The organism is Micrococcus luteus NCTC 2665, assembly GCF_000023205.1.
GTDB lineage: Bacteria > Actinomycetota > Actinomycetes > Actinomycetales > Micrococcaceae > Micrococcus > Micrococcus luteus.
Genome location: NC_012803.1, coordinates 1491751 through 1508900 on the forward strand (window position 1 = coordinate 1491751; position 17150 = coordinate 1508900).

General features: G+C 75.1%; 14 protein-coding genes. 3 read left to right on the forward strand and 11 right to left on the reverse strand.

Annotation, left to right across the window (positions count from 1 at the left end):
• Window positions 1-6: 6 nt before the first annotated feature.
• The 10 genes from murD to dinB form a co-directional block, all read right to left on the reverse strand.
• Window positions 7-1602: a UDP-N-acetylmuramoyl-L-alanine--D-glutamate ligase gene (gene murD / locus MLUT_RS18320; RefSeq protein ID WP_012750917.1), complete on the reverse strand. Its 1596-nt coding sequence runs from the start codon at window positions 1600-1602 to the stop codon at window positions 7-9.
• The gene (gene mraY, locus MLUT_RS18325; RefSeq protein WP_012750918.1) at window positions 1599-2726 is read right to left on the reverse strand and encodes a phospho-N-acetylmuramoyl-pentapeptide-transferase; all 1128 of its coding nucleotides are present in this window, start codon (window positions 2724-2726) and stop codon (window positions 1599-1601) included. The genes murD and mraY overlap by 4 nt, the downstream gene beginning before the upstream one ends.
• Window positions 2723-4237, reverse strand: a complete 1515-nt coding sequence (locus MLUT_RS18330; RefSeq protein ID WP_010078497.1) for a UDP-N-acetylmuramoyl-tripeptide--D-alanyl-D-alanine ligase — start codon at window positions 4235-4237, stop codon at window positions 2723-2725. Before MLUT_RS18330 ends, mraY begins: the two co-directional genes overlap by 4 nt.
• Window positions 4234-5991 carry a Mur ligase family protein gene (locus tag MLUT_RS18335; RefSeq protein WP_010078496.1) on the reverse strand — a complete coding sequence of 586 codons (1758 nt, stop codon included), beginning with the start codon at window positions 5989-5991 and terminating at the stop codon, window positions 4234-4236. Before MLUT_RS18335 ends, MLUT_RS18330 begins: the two co-directional genes overlap by 4 nt.
• 38 nt (window positions 5992-6029) lie before the next feature.
• Window positions 6030-7784 carry a peptidoglycan D,D-transpeptidase FtsI family protein gene (locus MLUT_RS18340; RefSeq protein ID WP_231936592.1) on the reverse strand — a complete coding sequence of 585 codons (1755 nt, stop codon included), beginning with the start codon at window positions 7782-7784 and terminating at the stop codon, window positions 6030-6032.
• Between the two features lie 68 nt (window positions 7785-7852).
• Window positions 7853-8422, reverse strand: coding sequence for a cell division protein FtsL (gene ftsL, locus MLUT_RS18345; protein WP_256998710.1), 570 nt, complete (start codon window positions 8420-8422; stop codon window positions 7853-7855).
• A gap of 20 nt (window positions 8423-8442) precedes the next feature.
• Window positions 8443-9438, reverse strand: a complete 996-nt coding sequence (gene rsmH, locus MLUT_RS18350) for a 16S rRNA (cytosine(1402)-N(4))-methyltransferase RsmH (RefSeq protein ID WP_010078493.1) — start codon at window positions 9436-9438, stop codon at window positions 8443-8445.
• Between the two features lie 142 nt (window positions 9439-9580).
• A complete protein-coding gene (gene mraZ, locus MLUT_RS18355; RefSeq protein WP_002854575.1) occupies window positions 9581-10012 on the reverse strand; it encodes a division/cell wall cluster transcriptional repressor MraZ in 432 nt (143 codons plus the stop codon).
• Window positions 10013-10334: 322 nt separating this feature from the next.
• Complete coding sequence (locus MLUT_RS18360; protein WP_012750919.1) at window positions 10335-10721, reverse strand: SCO2097 family morphological protein; 387 nt, start codon at window positions 10719-10721, stop codon at window positions 10335-10337.
• A 133-nt stretch (window positions 10722-10854) separates the two neighbouring features.
• Window positions 10855-12150, reverse strand: coding sequence for a DNA polymerase IV (gene dinB / locus MLUT_RS18365; protein WP_012750920.1), 1296 nt, complete (start codon window positions 12148-12150; stop codon window positions 10855-10857).
• 56 nt (window positions 12151-12206) lie between these two features.
• Here dinB and MLUT_RS18370 point away from each other — a divergent pair, with 56 nt between their 5' ends.
• Window positions 12207-13328 (forward strand): polyprenyl synthetase family protein, encoded by a 1122-nt coding sequence (locus MLUT_RS18370; RefSeq protein ID WP_012750921.1) that lies wholly within the window; start codon window positions 12207-12209, stop codon window positions 13326-13328.
• Window positions 13329-13370: 42 nt separating this feature from the next.
• Here MLUT_RS18370 and MLUT_RS18375 read toward each other — a convergent pair whose 3' ends face one another.
• Window positions 13371-13769, reverse strand: coding sequence for an Rv2175c family DNA-binding protein (locus MLUT_RS18375; RefSeq protein WP_010078488.1), 399 nt, complete (start codon window positions 13767-13769; stop codon window positions 13371-13373).
• Window positions 13770-13979: 210 nt separating this feature from the next.
• Here MLUT_RS18375 and MLUT_RS18380 point away from each other — a divergent pair, with 210 nt between their 5' ends.
• Window positions 13980-15152 (forward strand): LysM peptidoglycan-binding domain-containing protein, encoded by a 1173-nt coding sequence (locus MLUT_RS18380; protein ID WP_010078487.1) that lies wholly within the window; start codon window positions 13980-13982, stop codon window positions 15150-15152.
• Window positions 15153-15207: 55 nt separating this feature from the next.
• Window positions 15208-17145, forward strand: coding sequence for a Stk1 family PASTA domain-containing Ser/Thr kinase (pknB, locus tag MLUT_RS18385; RefSeq protein WP_231936593.1), 1938 nt, complete (start codon window positions 15208-15210; stop codon window positions 17143-17145).
• Window positions 17146-17150: the final 5 nt, after the last annotated feature.

Consider the following 17150-nt stretch of genomic DNA (forward strand, 5'->3'; position numbering starts at 1 on the left):
GGCGGGTCAGTCGGTGTCGGGGGCGGCGTCGTCGTGCACGTCCCAGCCGTGCTCGCGCATCAGCCCGGCGACGGCCTCGATGAATGCGTCGCCGCGGGCCGCGTAGGAGCGGAACTGGTCCATCGACGCCGCGGCGGGCGCCATGAGCACGGTGTCACCGGGGCGGGCCAGGCCGTCGGCCACGCGCACCGCCTCGGCCATCACGGCCGCGCCGTCGGCGGGGCCGGTGCCGTCGGCCGCGGCGAGGGGGGCGTGGACGGGGACGTCCGGGGCGTGCGCGGCCAGGGCAGCGCGCAGGGCCGAGGTGTCCCTGCCCAGGAGCACCACCGCCCGGAGCCGGTGGGCGTGCGCGGCCACCAGCTCGTGATAGGTCACGCCCTTGGGCAGGCCGCCGGCCAGCCACACCACGGAGCTGAACGCCGCCAGCGACGCGTCCGCGGCGTGCGGGTTCGTCGCCTTGGAGTCGTTGACCCACATGATGTCGCGGGAGGTGGCCACGAGCTGGATGCGGTGCTCCCCGCGGTCGTAGGAGCGCAGGCCCTCGGCCACGGCCGCGGGGCTCACCCCGACGGCCCGGGTCAGCGCCGCCGCGGCGGCCGCGTTGGCCATGGTGTGGCGCGGCGCCACCGGGCCCAGGTCGGCGCGCTCGGCCAGGGCGATCGCCTCGTGGCGCCGGTTGTCCAGGAACGCACGGTCCACGAGGATCCCGTCCACGACGCCGATGTCGGACAGGCCCGGGGTGTCCGTGGTGAAGCCGATCGCGCGGCAGCCCTCCTGGACGTCCGCGCGCTCCACGAGGGTGCGGGTCAGCGGGTCCTGCTCGTTGAACACGCAGGCCACCCGCGTGTTCGCATACACCTTGCCCTTGGCGGCGGCGTACTCCTCCATCGAGCCGTGCCAGTCCACGTGGTCCTCGGCCAGGTTCAGCACCGCAGACGACGCCGGGGCCAGGCCGTGCGTCCAGTGCAGCTGGAAGCTGGAGAGCTCGAGGGCGAGCACGTCGAAGCCCTGCGGGTCGCGGATCGCGTCGAGCACGGGGGTGCCGACGTTGCCGCAGGCCACCGCTCGACGGCCGTCCGCCCGCAGGATGGCCTCGACCATCGTCACGGTCGTCGTCTTGCCGTTCGTGCCCGTCAGGCACACCCAGTCGGCGGTCTTCCGGCCGGCGCGCTCGCGCAGCCGCCAGGCGAGTTCGACGTCGGACCAGATCGGCAGGCCCGCCGCGTGGGCGGCCATCAGCAGCGGCTGGTCCGGCCGCCAGCCCGGGGAGGTCACGACGAGGTCCGCGGCGGCGCCGTCGACCTCGGGCAGCGCCTGCGTGGCCGCCCGGTCCAGCAGGACCTCGCGGACCCCCACGATCCGCAGGGTCTCGGCGCGCGCCCGGTTCTCCGGCCCGTCGTCGCCGTCCACCACCACGACGGCGGCGCCCAGCTCGGCCAGGGTGTCGGCCACGGAGAAGCCGGTGACGCCCAGGCCCGTGACGACGACACGCAGGCCGGCCCACCCCGGAGCGTCCCAGGACGTGAGGTCGGCGGTGCGGGCGGTGTCGGCGCGGGGCCGGCGCACCGGTGCGGGCGCGGCGTCGGACGCGGGGCCGGTCACGGGGTCACCCCCGCGAGGCCGCCCTGGCGGATGAGCCAGTCGCCGTAGAAGATCGCGAGCCCCACGGTGACGCACATCAGGGACAGCAGCCAGAAGCGGACCACGACGGTCACCTCGGCCCAGCCCTTGAGCTCGAAGTGGTGCTGCAGCGGCGCCATGAGGAACACGCGCTTGCCGCCGGAGACCTTGAACCAGCCCACCTGGATGATGACGGAGAGGGTGATCGCGACCATGAGGCCGGCCAGCACGGCCACCAGGATCTCGGTGCGCGTGAAGATCGCGAAGCCGGCCAGGGCGCCGCCCAGGCCCAGGGAGCCGGTGTCCCCCATGAAGATCTTGGCCGGGGAGGTGTTCCACCAGAGGAAGCCCAGCAGGCTGCCCGTGAGGATCGCCGCGAGCAGGGCGAGGTCCATGGGGTCGCGGACCTCGTAGCAGCCGCGGGTGCCCTCGAGCGCGCAGGACTGGCTCGACTGGAAGAGCGATATCAGGACGTAGGCGCCCGTGATCATGGCGGTGGCGCCCGTGGCTAGCCCGTCGAGGCCATCCGTGAGGTTCACGGCGTTCGTGGTGGCGGTGGTGATGAGGTTCGACCAGATCACGAACAGGATGACGCCGATCGCGGGTCCGGCGAAGGCCAGGTCGAGCCACGGGATGTCCCGCGCGAAGGAGATCGCCGTCGAGGCGGGGGTCAGGCCCCGCTCGTCCGGGAAGTTCAGGGCGAGGACCGCGAAGGCGGTGCCGATCAGGGCCTGGAGGATGATCTTGCCGCGCGGCGTCAGGCCGAGCGAGCGCTGCTTCGTGATCTTCGTGAAGTCGTCCACGAAGCCGACGAAGGCCATGCCCACCGTGAGCAGCAGCAGGATCAGGCCGGAGGCCGTGGGCCCGCCGAAGTCGACGCCGAGCACCGCGAGCAGCCCGTGGGTGATCAGGTACGCCAGCACCAGGGAGCCGATGATGACCGCGCCGCCCATCGTGGGCGTGCCGCGCTTGGTCTTGTGGGTGGTCGGGCCGTCGTCGCGGACGAACTGGCCGTATCCGCGCTTGACGAGGAACCGGATGAACAGCGGGGTGCCGGCGGCCGAGAGGACCAGGCCGAGCACGCCGCCGATGAGCAGTCCGATCACGGTCGGGACTCCTTCGGGGAGGCGGAGGGGGCGGCGACGGCGTCGGCCGTGGCGAGGCGCTCGCCGAGGGCCGCGAGCCCGACGCCGTTGGAGGACTTGACGAGGACGAGGTCGCCGGGGCGCAGGTGCTCGGCGAGGAACGCCTCGGCCTGCGCGGCGTCGTCGACGAAGTGCGCCTCCTCGCCCCAGCTGCCCTCGTTGAGGGCGCCGATGTAGAGCGGCCGGGCTCCGGCGCCCACCACCAGCAGCTGGGCGATGTTCAGGCGCACCACGGACTCGCCCACGAGGGTGTGCTCACGGACGCGGGCATCGCCGAGCTCGAGCATCTCCCCCAGGACGGCCCAGGTGCGGCGGCCGCTGGAGCGGCCGAGGGTGGCCAGCGTTCGGAGCGCGGCGCGCATGGACTCGGGGTTGGCGTTGTACGCGTCGTTGATGATCGTGACGCCGTCCGCGCGGTCGGTGCGCTCCATCCGGAAGCGGCTGGCGGGCCCGAGCCCGTCGAGACCACGGGCGATCTCGGCCGGGTCCATGCCGGCGGCGTGGGCGGCCGCGGCGGCGGCCAGCACGTTGTGCACGTGGTGCAGGCCGGTCAGTCCGGAGGCCACCGGATGCCGCACGGCGGCCTCATCCGTCCCGACCTGCAGGTCGAAGACGGGGCGCTCCTGGTCGTCGGATCGCACGTCCCGTGCGGCGACGAGGCCCGACGCGCGGCCGGCGGCCACGTCCTCGGCCGCGCGGGTGACGCCCCGTTCGTCCGCGGTGAACCAGGTGATCGGGGCGGCGGTCCGCGCCGCCATGCCGGCGACACGCTCGTCGTCGAGGTTGAGGACGGCGACGCCGTCGGGGCCGAGGGCCTCCACGAGCTCGCCCTTGGTGCGCGCGATGTTCGCCACGCCGCCGAAGCTGCCCGCATGGGCGGTGCCCACCATGAGCACGACGCCGATGTCCGGGCGCACGATGTCGCAGAGGTACGCGATGTTGCCGACGTGGTCCGCGCCCATCTCGACCACGAGGAAGCGCGTGTCCAGCTCCGCCCGGAACACCGTGAGCGGCACGCCGACCTCGCCGTTGTACGAGCCGACCGGTGCGACGGTGGGGCCCTGGGTGGCCAGCAGCGCGGCGAGCAGGTCCTTGGTGGTGGTCTTGCCGGCCGAGCCGGTGATGCCGATGACGGTGGTCGGGGAGTGCTCCCGGACGCGGCGCACGACCTCCCGGGCGAGCGCGCCCATCGCGAGCACGGCGTCCTCCACGATGATCGCCGGGTGCGCGGCGCCGTCGGGGGCGTGCGTGGCGCGCTCGGCGAGCACAGCGGCGGCGCCGGCGCCCAGCGCGGTGTCGATGAAGTCGTGGCCGTCGGCGCGCTCCCCCGGCTTCGCCACGTAGAGCGTGCCCTCGGCGGTGACCTCCCGCGAGTCGGGGGTGACGTGCACCAGCACGGTGGCGGGGTCGAGGGTGGCCGAGAGCGTGCCGGACACGGCCTCGGCGATCTGGGCTGCGGTGAGAGCGATCATGACTCGATGACCTTACCCTCGCGGACTGGGCCGGAGACCGAGGCGGAGGCCACAGCGGCACCGGCGGCCAGGGCCTCGCGCAGGGCCACCCGATCGTCCAGCGGGACGAGCTCGCCGTCGTAGTCCATCGTGGTCTCGTGCCCGCGGCCGGCCAGGAGGATGCCGTCCTGCGGCCCCGCCAGCTCCACGGCGCGGCGGATGGCCGCGAAACGGTCGGCCACCTCCTCGATCACGACCGTGCGGCCCTCCTCCCGCGCGATGCGGTCGGCCTCGGCGCGGGCGCCGGCCAGGATGTGGGCGCGGATCGGCGCCGGGTCCTCCGAGTGGGGGGTGTCGTCGGTGACGATCACCACATCCGCCGCCCGGGCCGCGATCGCGCCCATCACGGGCCGCTTGTCACGGTCACGGTCGCCGGCGGAGCCGAACACGATCAGGGTGCGGCCGCGCGTCCCGGCCGCCGCCCGGGCGTCGGCGAGGGAGCGCAGCGCCTGGACCATGCCGTCCGGGTTGTGCGCGAAGTCGACGACGGCGTCCGGCTCGCGGCCCACGACCTCCATCCGCCCCGGGACGGCGGCGGCCAGAGGGCCCTCGCCCGCGGGCACGTCCAGGACGGCGGCGAGCGCGTCCAGGTGCTCCTCCCCCACGGCGTGCAGCACGAGCAGGACCGCGAGGGCCGCGTTGGCCACGTTGAAGCGGCCCGGCAGACCGACGGAGGCCCGCAGCTCCCGGCCCGTGGCCGCGTGGCGCAGGGTGAAACGGTGGCCGAGGCCGTCCGGCGCGAGCTCGGCGACCTCCCAGTCAGCCCGGAGGCCGGGGTCGTGTTCGGCCAGGGCGCCCGGCGTCGGCGCGGCCGGCCCGAGGGCGAGCGTGGTGACGGGAGCGCCGGCGGCCCGGGCCATGGCGACGCCCCAGCGGGGTCCCTCGCCGCCGTCGAGCGTGATGACGGCGTGGTCGGTGCGGGCGGGGTCGAACAGACCGGCCTTGGCCGCGAAGTACTCCTGCATCGAGCCGTGCATGTCCAGGTGGTCCTGGGTCAGGTTGGTGAACCCGGCCACCGCGTAGCGCAGGCCGGCGATCCGCTGGTACGCCACGGCGTGGGAGGAGACCTCCATGACGGCGGTGTCCACCTGCTCCTCGCGCATGAGCGCCATGAGGGCGTGCAGCTGGGTGGCCTCGGGCGTGGTGAGCGTGGAGGGGACCTCCCGCTCCCCCGCGCGGATCAGGATCGTGCCCACGATGCCCGACCGGCGCCCCAGGGCCTCGAGCAGGGCGGCGGAGAGGAAGCTCGTGGTGGTCTTGCCGTTGGTGCCGGTCACGCCGACCAGGCGCGGGCCGGCGTCGCCCCCGCCGCCGTAGACGCGGGCCGCCACGGTGCCGGCGGCGGTGCGCACGGCGTCGACCTCGAGCACCGGGACGTCGGCCAGGCCCTGCCCCGCCAGGAGCGCGCGGCCCGCCGCGTCCGTCAGGACGCCGACGGCGCCGGCCTCCAGCGCCGTGGCCGCGAACGCCGCACCGTGGGCGCGCGCCCCCGGAACGGCGACGTAGAGGTCGCCCGGGCGCACGACACGCGAGTCGAGGCTGACCCCCGTGACGCCGTCGGCCGGGGCCGCGCCGTGGACGTGGGCCGCGATCCCCGCCTCGGCCAGCGCCTGCGCGAGGACGGGCCAGGGCGTGGCGGGGGTGTGGGAGGGCCGGAAGGCGGCGTCCTGCTGGGCGGGGGTCAGCGGAGCAGGGGGGTCGCTCGGGGTGGTCATGGGGGTGCTCCTGGGGTGCTCGGGGCCGGCGGCGTGGGTCACCACGGCCGGTCCTGCGGATCGTCCACGAAGACGCGGTAGTCGTTCGGCTCGGCTCCGGTGGCGGGCACGTCCGCCTGGCGGAGCATGTACTCCATGATCGTGGCGGCCGCGACGGACACGTCCCGGGAGCCCTGCTTCGACGGCGGCCGATGCAGGGACACGGACACCACGAAGCGGGGGTCGTCGAGCGGGGCGACGGCGGTGAAGCCGAAGTTGTAGCCGTCGTACGTGCCGGTGTCGCTCGCGGCCTCGGCGGTGGAGGACTTGCCGCCCACGCGATACCCGGGGATCGCGGCGGCCTTGCTGGTGCCCTGCGTCACGACGGTCTCCATCATGCGGAGCATCTGCGCCGCCGTCTCCTCGGAGACCACGCGGTGGGGCTCCGCGGACGACTCCCAGCGCTTCTCCGCGCCGTCGCCGTCCACCGTGGCGCCGATCAGCCGGGCCGGGATCAGCACGCCGCCGTTGGCGAGGGCCTGGTACATCTGGGCGGTGTGCAGGGTGGTCTGGGTGTAGCCCTGGCCGAAGGCCGTGGTCAGGCGCTGGCGGCCGTCCCACTGCTCGGGCGGGACGAGGACGCTGCCCGCCTGCTGCGGCAGCCCGAGGTCGATGGGCTGGCCGACCCCGAAGGAGCGCATGTACTCGTAGCGCTGCTCGTCCGTGATCGTCTCGGCGATCTGCACCGTGCCCGTGTTGTAGGAGCGCGCGTAGATGCCTGCGACGGTCATGTCGAACGTCGGGTGCGGGGAGAAGTCCCGGATGGTCTGCCCGTCGAAGTCCTGGCTGCTGGGGACGGTGAACCCGTCCGTGGCGGTGACCTTCCCGGCATCGACGGCGGCCGCGATCGGCAGCGCCTTGCCCGTGGAGCCCGGCTCGTACGGGGTGCTCATCACGGTGGAGGTGCGGAAGTTCGCCTCGGTGGCGTCGGGGTCGGCGGGGTCCACCGTGGTGGAGTCCGCCATGACGATCACGTCGCCCGTCTTCACGTCCATCACGACGGCGTTCGCCCACTCCGCGTCGTACTCGGCGGCGAGGGCGCCGAGGGTCTCCTGCGCGAACCACTGGGCGTCCTTGTCCACGGTCAGGCGCAGGTCGGCGCCGTCCACGGCCGGAACCTCCTCGAGCGGGGCGTTGGGGATGCGGATGCCGTCCGCGCCCACCTCGAACGTGCGGGTGCCCGGGGTGCCGGTCATGACGTCGTCCTGGCTGAGCTCGAGGCCTTCGAGGGCGGTGCCGTCACCACCCATGAAGCCGATGATGCTGCCGGCGATCGACCCGTTCGGGTAGGTGCGGCGGTCCACCGCCTCGGAGAGCAGGCCCGGCACGTTGAGTGCCATGGCCGCGTCCCGCACCTCCGGGGTCACGGAGCGACGCACCACGGCGTACGGGCGGGAGCCGATGGTGGCCTCGCGCACCTCCTCCTCCGACATGCCGAGCACCTCGGCCAGGCTGGCCAGGCGCGAGTCCACGTCCACGAGCACGGTCTCCCGGGCCTCGCGGTCCCATTCGTTGAAGTCCTTGACGAGGCGCTGGTCCACGACGATGTCGTATCGGCGCACGCTGGCGGCCAGCACGTCGCCGTCGCGGTCCAGGATGGACCCGCGCTGCGGCAGGGTCTCCTGGTGCGTCAGGCGCTGGTCCATGGCCGCCGCGGCCTGCCCCGTGGGGTCGATGCCCTGCACGTAGACGAGCCGCAGCGCGAGCCCGCCGAGCAGGACGAGGACGAGCAGCAGCAGGATGCGGGTGCGCACGGCGGGGTGCCCGGGAGCGGGCCCGACCGTCGATCCGCCGCGGGCACGGTGCGAGGCGGGACGGTCGTTCAACGGTCGGCGGCGTCCTGGTCGGCGGCGGCGGAGGCGTCCTCACCGCCGAGGGTGCGCGGTCCCTCGATCTCGTCCTGGCCCTCGGCGGACGCCCCCTGACGGACCACGTCCGCGTCCGCCGGCGGCGCGACGTAGGTGCCGGAGACGTCGCCGTCCTGGGCCGCCTGGGCCTCGCCGCTGAACTCGCCCGTGCCCGCGTCAACGGAGGCGGTGCCGGCGGGGGCGACCATCCCGAGGGCGTCGGCGCGCGCGGCCAGGTTCTGCGGCGCCTCGAGGTTCCCGACCTGCTCGGCCAGCCGCTCATTGGTCTCGGTGACGGCCTGCTGCTCCTGGCGCAGGTCCAGGAGGGCGTACTGCCGGTTGGACATCGTGATGTTCATGACGAGCACCGCCGCGAGCGCGGCGAGCACCACGAGGACGCACAGCACGGTCACGCCGGAGCGGGATCGGGGCAGCGGGGCGGGCACCACCGAGAGCGGCGTGCGCTCCTGCGGAGCCGGCCGCGCAGGGGCGACGGGGGTCGACCCGGGGCGCAGCGACCCCGCGATCCGTGCGTGTGCGGCCATGCTCATCTCCTCGTGCAGCGTCATGCCGTGGTCCTGGACGTCCTGATCTTCTCAACCGCCCGCACTTTCGCGGAGGAGGCGCGACGGTTCTCTGAGATCTCTTCTTCGGTGGGCTTCTCGGTGCCACGGGTGAGCACCCGCACCACGGGTTCGTGCTCCTCCAGCACCACCGGGAACCCCGGGGGCGCCGTGGACGTGGCCCACGCGCTCAGGTGTCGCTTCGTGATGCGGTCCTCGAGGGAGTGGTAGCTCATCACCACGAGGCGGCCGCCCACGTGGAGGGCGTCGAGGATGGCGGGCACGGCGGCGTCGAGGATGTCGAGCTCCTCGTTCACGGCGATGCGCAGGGCCTGGAAGGTGCGCTTGGCCGGGTGCCCGCCGGTGGCCCCCGCGGCGACGGGGACGGCCGAGCGGATCACCTCGACGAGGCGTCCGGTGGTCTCGATGGGTGCTTCGGCGCGGGCTCGGACGATGGCCCGTGCGATGGGGCCGGCGAAGCGCTCCTCGCCGTCGCGACGGATGATGCGGCGCAGTTCCTGCTCGTCCAGCTCCGCCACGAGTGTCGCGGCGGAGCGCTCGGCGGTGTCGTCCATGCGCATGTCCAGCGGAGCGTCGTAAGAGTAGGCGAAGCCGCGCTCCCGGTCGTCCAGCTGGTAGGAGGACACGCCGAGGTCGTAGAGCGCGGCGTCGACCTTCGTGACGCCCGCGGCGGCCATGGCCTCGGGCACCCGGTCGTAGGTGCCGTGGAAGGGGATCACACGGTCGGCGAGGGGGCCGAGGCGCTCGGCGGCCATGGCCTGGGCGTGGGCGTCGCGGTCGATGCCGATGACGCGCAGGTGGGGGAACCGGGTCAGCAGGGCCTCGGTGTGCCCGCCCATGCCCAGCGTGCCGTCGACGGCGACGGGCGTGCGGCCAGCCTCGAGCGCGGCCTGGACGGCGGGGGCGAGGAGGTCGACGACGCGGTCCCGCATCACGGGCAGGTGGCGGTCCTCCGGGCGCGGCTGGCCTGCGTCCACTCTCGACCTCCTGCTCACATCGCGGTCCTGGCGGACCTCGGGCGGGATCCCCATCCGTCCGCCGCCGCGCCTGGCCCAGGGGAAGACGGGTCAGGTGCGGCGGCGTCGGCTGGAGGTCTCGCTCGAGGTCGGGTGGTCACGGTCAGAAGACGCCGGGCAGGACGTCCTCGTCGGTCTCGGAGAAGGCGGCTTCCTGCTCGGCGAGGTAGGTGTTCCAGGACTCCGAGTCCCAGATCTCCACTCGCGTCCCCGCGCCGATCACGGTCACGTCCCGGTCCAGCCCCGCATACTGCCGCAACGGCGCCGGCACGGTCACCCGACCCTGCTTGTCCGGGACCTCGTCCGACGCCCCCGAGAGGAAGACGCGGATGTAGTCACGGGCCTGGCGGGAGGACAGTGGAGCCGACCTCATCTGCTCGTGGACCCGCTCGAACTCACGAGCGCTGAACACGTAGATGCAGCGCTCCTGACCCCGGGTCAGGACCAGCCCCTCCGCCAGCTCCTCGCGGAACTTGGCGGGGAGGATCAGCCGGGACTTCTCGTCGAGCCGGGGGGTGTACGTGCCCAAGAACACGGCACACCCCCTGGCTCGTCAAGCGGTCCCTCCCGACCAAGGTCGGGACCCATGCTCTCTCCTTCCCTCCACATTACCCCACTTCCCTCCACCATCAACCCCGGACGCGGGTCCCGGCGCCACGGGCGTGTCGAGGCCCCCCGAGTCCGGCGCGCCATCCCGCGGGTCCCGGGGCCGGCGTCGCCGTGGAGGGACGTGAAGGACCGGTGGGCCCCGGTGGAGGGCCGCGGCGACGACGGGGCCTCGAGCAGCGGAAAGGCCCCGATCCGGAGCGGATCGGGGCCTGGAGTGGAGGATAGTGGGGGCCCGGCGGGCCAGGCGCTCAGTCGCCTCCGGCGCGCCGCTCGTCCCAGCGCCGCTCGAGGCGGCCCATGAAGTCGCCGCCTCCCTGCCGTCGCGGTGCGCCCGACCGGCGGGCCTCCGGGCCCGAGGCCCCGGAGGCGACAGCGCGCGGCCGCGTGGTCAGCAGGAAGATGCCGGCCCCGATGACGACGACGCCGAGCACGCCCAGGAGGATCGCGTGGTTGGCGACCCCGAGGACCACGACGAGCAGCCCGACCACTGCGAGGACGGCCCCGGCCACGACGCGACCCACGGGCAGCCGATGCCGCCCCGTGTCCGCCATCTGGGTGGCCAGCCGGGGGTCCTCGGTGCGCAGCTGCTGCTCCAGCTGGTCCAGCATCCGCTGCTCATGCTCTGAGAGGGGCATGGCGACTCCTTCGAACGCGGCCTCCGACACCTCCGGGACCGGGAGGGGACGCCCGCGCGTCCGACTTGCCCTCCAGGATAGGACCTGCCGCCCCACCCTAGCCAGGTGGCGACGTCGCCGGCCCCGGAACCCCTCACTCCCGGTCCGGGCCTCCGGGGCCCGGCCGCGGCGCGTCCCGGCGGGCGTCGGCGCGGGCCTCGCGGCGACCCAGCAGCGACGCCGGCCGCACGGCCGCCGTCGGGAAGCGCCGGGCGACGGCGTCCAGGGCGGCCTCGGCACCAGCCCAGTCGCCCGCCTCCGACGCCTCGCCCTCCGTCCCCCAGGCGGGACCGCCGAAGAGCGCCTCCTGGGCCGGGGGCTGATCGGCCTCGTCCCCGAGGCGCTCGGCGCGCACGCCCACGAGCCGGACCGGATGCGGCCGTTCGGCGTGCAGCTCGCGGACGAGCCGCCGCGCCGGGCCGAGGAGGTCGTGGCCCGTGGCGGTCGGCCGGGCGAGGCGGGCGGTGCGGCTGCGGACCGACCCGTCCGGCGCCTTGAGGCGGACCGTCACCGCGCCGGCGGTGACCTGCTCCGCACGCAGCCGGGCCGCGACCCGGTGGCACAGGCGCAGGACCTCCGGGTCGACGCCCACGACGTCGACGGGGTCGACGTCGAAGGTGTGGTCCGCGCCGATGCTGCGGGCCGCCGGGCGCGGGGCGACGGGGCGCGGGTCGATGCCCCGGGCGAGCGACGCCCACTCCCGGCCGGCAGCCCCGAACGACGCCTCCAGCCGCGCGGGGTCCACCCGGGCGAGGTCACCGATGGTCGCCACCCCCCGCCGGGCGAGCCGCTCGGCCGCCTTGGGGCCCACGCCCCACAGCCGGCCCACGGGCAGCGGATGGAGGAAGTCCAGGGTGCGCTGCGGCGGCACGATCAGCAGGCCGTCGGGCTTGGCCGCGGTGGACGCCGTCTTGGCCACGAACTTCACGGCCGAGCCGCCCACGGTGCACGGCAGCCCCAGCGCTGAGCGGACGCGCTCCCGGATCAGGTGGCCGATGTGCTCGGGCGGGCCGAGCCGGCGGCGGGCGCCGGCGACGTCGAGGAACGCCTCGTCCACGCTGAGCTGCTCCATCACGGGGGTCACGTCCGCGAGCACGGCCATCACCTCGGCGGAGACGGCCCGGTAGAGCTGCTGGCGCGGCGGGATGACCACGAGGGGTGGGCACAGGGCGCGGGCGTGCGCCAGGGGCATCGCCGAGCGGACCCCGTAGGCCCGCGCCGCGTACGAGGCGGAGAGCACCACGGACCGGCCGCTCGGGGCGGCGACGGCGGCGGGACGCCCCTCGAGGTCGGGCTGTTCGCGCAGCTCGACGGACAGGAAGAACGCGTCCATGTCCACGTGCAGGATCGTCGCCTCATCGCGGGGTGCAGCGGGCGCGGTCTCGGACATGGACCGAGCCTATCCGGGACCGGCGAGCCGCCGCGCGGCGCGGCTAGGGTGGGGCCATGCCCGCCGACGTCGCCGTCCCCCGCCCCCGCCCCCGTCCCGCCGACCAGGACCGCTTCCGCGCCGCCGTCGCCGACGCCCTCGACCGCCTGCTGGCGGAGCACCGCGAACTCGCCCGGGGCATCCACCCGCTGACGGCGCCCCTCGTGGACGCGATCGCGGACCTGACCGCGGGCGGCAAGCGCCTGCGCGCCGTCCTGGCCTGGCTTGGCTGGCGGGCGGCCGGTGGCGAGGCGGAGGACCCCCGCATCGCCGAGGCGGGCGCGGCGTTCGAGCTGTTCCAGGCCGCGGCGCTGATCCACGACGACATCCTCGACCGCTCGGACACCCGCCGCGGGATGCCCAGCGTGCACCGCCGCTTCGAGTCCCTCCACCGGGAGGCGGGCTGGCGCCACGCCGCGGAGCACTTCGGCGTCTCCGCCGCGATCCTCGCCGGCGACGTCGCCCTGGGGATGAGCGAGACGGCCTTCGCGCGCGTCCTCGCCGGCACGCCCCGGGAGGACCGGGCGCGGGCCGAGCTCGCGCGGATGCGCTTCGGCGTGATGGCGGGTCAGTACCTCGACGTGGTGGCCGAGATGGCCCCGGCGGCGCGCGATGCCCGGGAGGCCGAGGCGGCCGCCGAGGCGGTGGTGGAGCACAAGTCGGCGCGCTATTCGGCGGTGCACCCGCTGGCCCTGGGCGGGCTGCTGGCGGGGGCGGACGACGGGCTGGTGACCGCGTTCGCCCGGGTGTCGCTGCCGTTCGGCATGGCCTTCCAGTATCGGGACGACCTGCTCGGCGTGTTCGGCGATCCGGCGACCACGGGCAAGCCCGCGGGAGACGACCTGCGGGAGGGGAAGCAGACGGTGCTCATCGCCCGCGCCGTCGAGCTGCTCGCCCCGGACGAGGCCGTCGCGCTCGACGCGGACCTCGGCGATCCCGACCTCGGCGCGGACCGGGTGGCCCACTGGCAGGCCGTCCTCGAGGCGTGCGGTGCGCGCCAGGCCGTCGAAGAGCGGGTCGCGGTGCTCGCGCACGAGGCGGCCGGGGCCGTGGCGGGCCTGCTCGCGCACGGCGTCCCCGAGGACGTGAGCGCCGAACTCACGCGGCTGATCGACGCATACACGTCGCGCCGCCACTGAGCCGCACGGACCCCGCGGGCGGATGGCCGCCCGCGGGTCGGCTCACCAGGCCAGGGCCTGGGCGCGGCGCCGGATCTCGGTCTTCCGACCGTCCCGGAGCGCGTCGATGGGCCGGCCGGGCAACGACTCGTCCTCGGTGAACAGCCAACGGAGAGCCTCCTCGTCGGAGAAGCCGGCGTCGGCCAGCAACACGAGCGTCCCCTGCAGGGAATCGAGCACGCCGGTCTCGGTGAGGAACAGCGCCGGCACGGACCGCACCGCGGGCGCGGGGCGACGCACGGCCAGCAGGCGGCGATCATGCACGAGGTTGTGGACGCGGGTCACGCGCTGGTCGAGGCGCTCCGCCACGTCGGGCACGGAGAGCCACTCGCCCACGAGGGCGTCGAGCTCGGCGGGGATCGCGTCAGCGGGGACCGGGGTGTCGGAGGAAGTGGTGCTCACGGGCGCCAGCCTACGTGGCCGCCGACGGGCCCGGCCCACCGCGCCCCAGACGGCATGGATCTCAGTATGGTCACGAAGATCACAATCCGATAACATCGCCGAGGCTCCATGGCCGGGCGCCGACGTCGTCGGTCGACCGCGGGGGCCACGGGTCCCACCCGTCACTTCCCCGTCGTGTTCCATCCGCCCGATCCGATGCCGAGGTCTGCCGTGCCCCACACCCCCGTCCGCTCCCGCCGCCTGCGCTCCGTCCTGACCGGCGGCGCAGTGCCCCTGCTGCTGCTCACCGGTCTGCCCGCCCAGGCCCACGCCCAGGAGGCGGCGGTGCACACCGTGCGCCCGGGCGACTCCCTCACCCGGATCTCGGCCGCCCGCGGCGTCTCCGTCGCCGACCTGCTGCGGTTCAACGGCCTGGGCCTGGAGACCGTGCTCTACCCGGGTGACGAGCTCCGCCTGACCGGCGCGGCGGCCCCGGCCCCGGCCCCCGGGACCTACACGGTGCAGCCGAACGACGGGTGGTGGGTCATCGCCCGCCGCACCGGTGTCTCCGCCGCGCAGCTGCAACGCCTCAACGGCATGAGCGCCTCGAGCATGCTCCACCCGGGCATGGTCCTGACCACGCAGCGCACGGCCGCCGCACCGAAGGCCCCCGCGTCGACCGCCCCGCCCACGGCCCCCGCCACCGCGCCGGCGTCGAAGGCCCCGACGGCGGCCGGCGGGACGGTCCGGTACACCGTGGTCTCCGGCGACTCCCTCTGGGGGATCTCCCAGCGGTTCGAGGTCTCCATCCCCCGTCTGCGCGAGCTCAACGGCCTGACGCGGGCCTCGACGCTGCACCCCGGCGACGTGCTCGTGATCTCCGACGGCACCCTCGAGGTGGAGCCGGTCTCCGCCGTCCAGGCGGTCGGCGACACCTTCCTCGGGCGCACCTACGCGCCGCACGTGACGGCCTCGGCGAACGAGAACCTGCGCCTGCTGCGCTCCGTCCCGCAGCCCACCCCCGAGCAGATGCAGCAGATCGTCCGCGAGACCGCCGAGCGGATGGGCGTGGACCCTCGCCTGGCCCTGGGCCACGCGTACACCGAGTCCCGCTTCCGCATGGCCTCGGTCTCCCCCGGCAATGCCGTGGGGGCGATGCAGGTCATCCCGATCACGGGCGAGTTCGCCTCGGAGCTGGTGGGCCGCGAGCTGAACCTGCTGGACCCCCACGACAACGTGGTGGCCGGCGTTGCGTTCATCAAGTACGTGCAGGACCGCACCCCCACCCTCGATGAGGGCATCGGGGCCTACTACCAGGGCCTCGGCGGAGTGCTGGACAGCGGCCTGAACCCGGAGGCACGGGACTACGTGGCCAAGGTGCGCGCCGCGATGGCGATGTTCTGATCCGCCGGCGGCGGACCGCCCCGAGGGGGTCCGCCGCCTGTCCTACCCTGGGACGATGAGCAGCGCACGCCGGGACCCCCTCGTGGGGGGCATCGTCGACGGCCGCTACCGGGTCGTCGAGCGGCTGGCCCGGGGCGGCATGTCCACCGTCTACCTGGCCGTGGACGAGCGTCTCGACCGCCAGGTGGCGCTCAAGGTCATGCACCCGCACCTGGCGGAGGACCCCGTCCTCGTCGGCCGGTTCGAGCAGGAGGCCAAGACGACGGCGCGGCTGTCCCACCCCCACGTCGTCGCGGTCCTGGACCAGGGCCACACCGAGGCCGAGGACGGCGACGTGCTGGCCTACCTCGTGATGGAGCACGTGCCCGGCCGCACGCTGCGCGCCGTCATCCGGGACCGTGCACCGCTCTCGCCCCGGGAGGCGCTGCGGTACCTGCGTCCGCTCGTCGACGGCCTGGCCGCCGCGCACCGCGCCGGACTGGTCCACCGGGACGTGAAGCCCGAGAACGTGCTCGTCCGCGAGGACGGCCGGGTGACGGTCGCGGACTTCGGCCTCTCCCGCGCCGCCACGGCCCACACCATGGCCGGGCAGGCCGTCGTGGGCACGCCCGCCTACCTCGCCCCCGAGCACATCGCCGGGGCGCCCGCCGACGCCCGCTCCGACGTGTACGCCGTGGGCATCATCCTGTTCGAGCTGCTCACGGGCCGCCAGCCGTACACCGCGGCGACCGCGCTGCAGGTCGCCTACCGGCACGTCCACGAGCGGGTCCCCGTGCCGTCCACGCTCCACCCCGGGCTCCCCGAGGACCTCGACGACCTCGTGCTGTGGTGCACCGAGCCGGACCCGGCCGACCGGCCCGCCGGTGCCGGCGAGCTCCTGCACCGCATCGAGGCCGTGGCGGCGGGCCTGGACCCCGACGAACCGGACCGCAGCCCCGCCGCGGGCCCGGGCGCGGAGCCGGCGGCGGCCGCCCCCGCCGCCGATGGCCTCGAGGACGCAGCCCCGGACGGGGACCTGCAGACCCGGGCCCTCGACGCCGGCGACCATCACGCGACGCGCGTGCTCCCCGCCCTGGCTGAGTCCGCCCTCGACGAGGACATGACCGACGTCATCGACACCCGTGCGGCGACGCACAGGGGCGACAGGCGGCCCGCCGCGCGCCCGGCGGTGCCGATCGGCCCGCTCGCGGTCGACCCCGCTCCGGCGGACCGGCATCCGGGGCGCGGCTCCCGGCGGCGGCTGCGTCGGGCGGCCCGCCGCCCCGCCCTCGACCTCGGCCAGGGCACCGGCCGGGCCGCGGCGATCGGCGCGGCCGTGACCCTGCTGCTCACCGGCGTCGCCCTGCTGCTGGGCTGGACGCTGGGCTCCGGCGGCCTCGGAGTCGGTGGCGTGGCGGTGGTCCCCGACCTCGACGGGCTGGCCCGGGAGGCGGCGGAGGAACGGCTGACCGCCGCGGGCTTCACCGCGGCGGTCACGGCCCGGCATGACGAACTCCGCACGGAGGGCACGGTCGTCGCCAGCTCACCCGCGGCCGGGGAGCCGGCTGGGCGCGGCGCCCCCGTCGAGCTCACCGTCTCCGCCGGCCCCGCGCCGGTGCCGGTGCCCGACCTGACCGGCGTCGTGATCCGGCAGGCCCACGGCGTGGCCCGGGACGCCCGATTCACCGTGGAGGTCGCGGAGCGCCGCACCGATCCCGCAGTGCCGGCCGGGGCCGTGATCGAGCAGCACCCGGCCCCCGGCGAGCAGGCGACGCCGGGCACCGCGGTCCGCGTGGTGCTCTCCGAGGGCCGCGCCATGCGCCCGGTGCCGGACATGACCGGGCAGGATCCGGAGACCGCGCACACGACGCTGGCGGACGAGGGCTGGGACGCCCGCGTGCATCGCCTGCCGCTGCCGCTCTCCGCCCGGGGCGAGTCCCGGGTCCTGCACCAGTCCCCCGCCGCCGGGACCGCGCTGCCGGAGGGCACCGCGGTCCACGTCTGGGTCGGCTGAGCCGG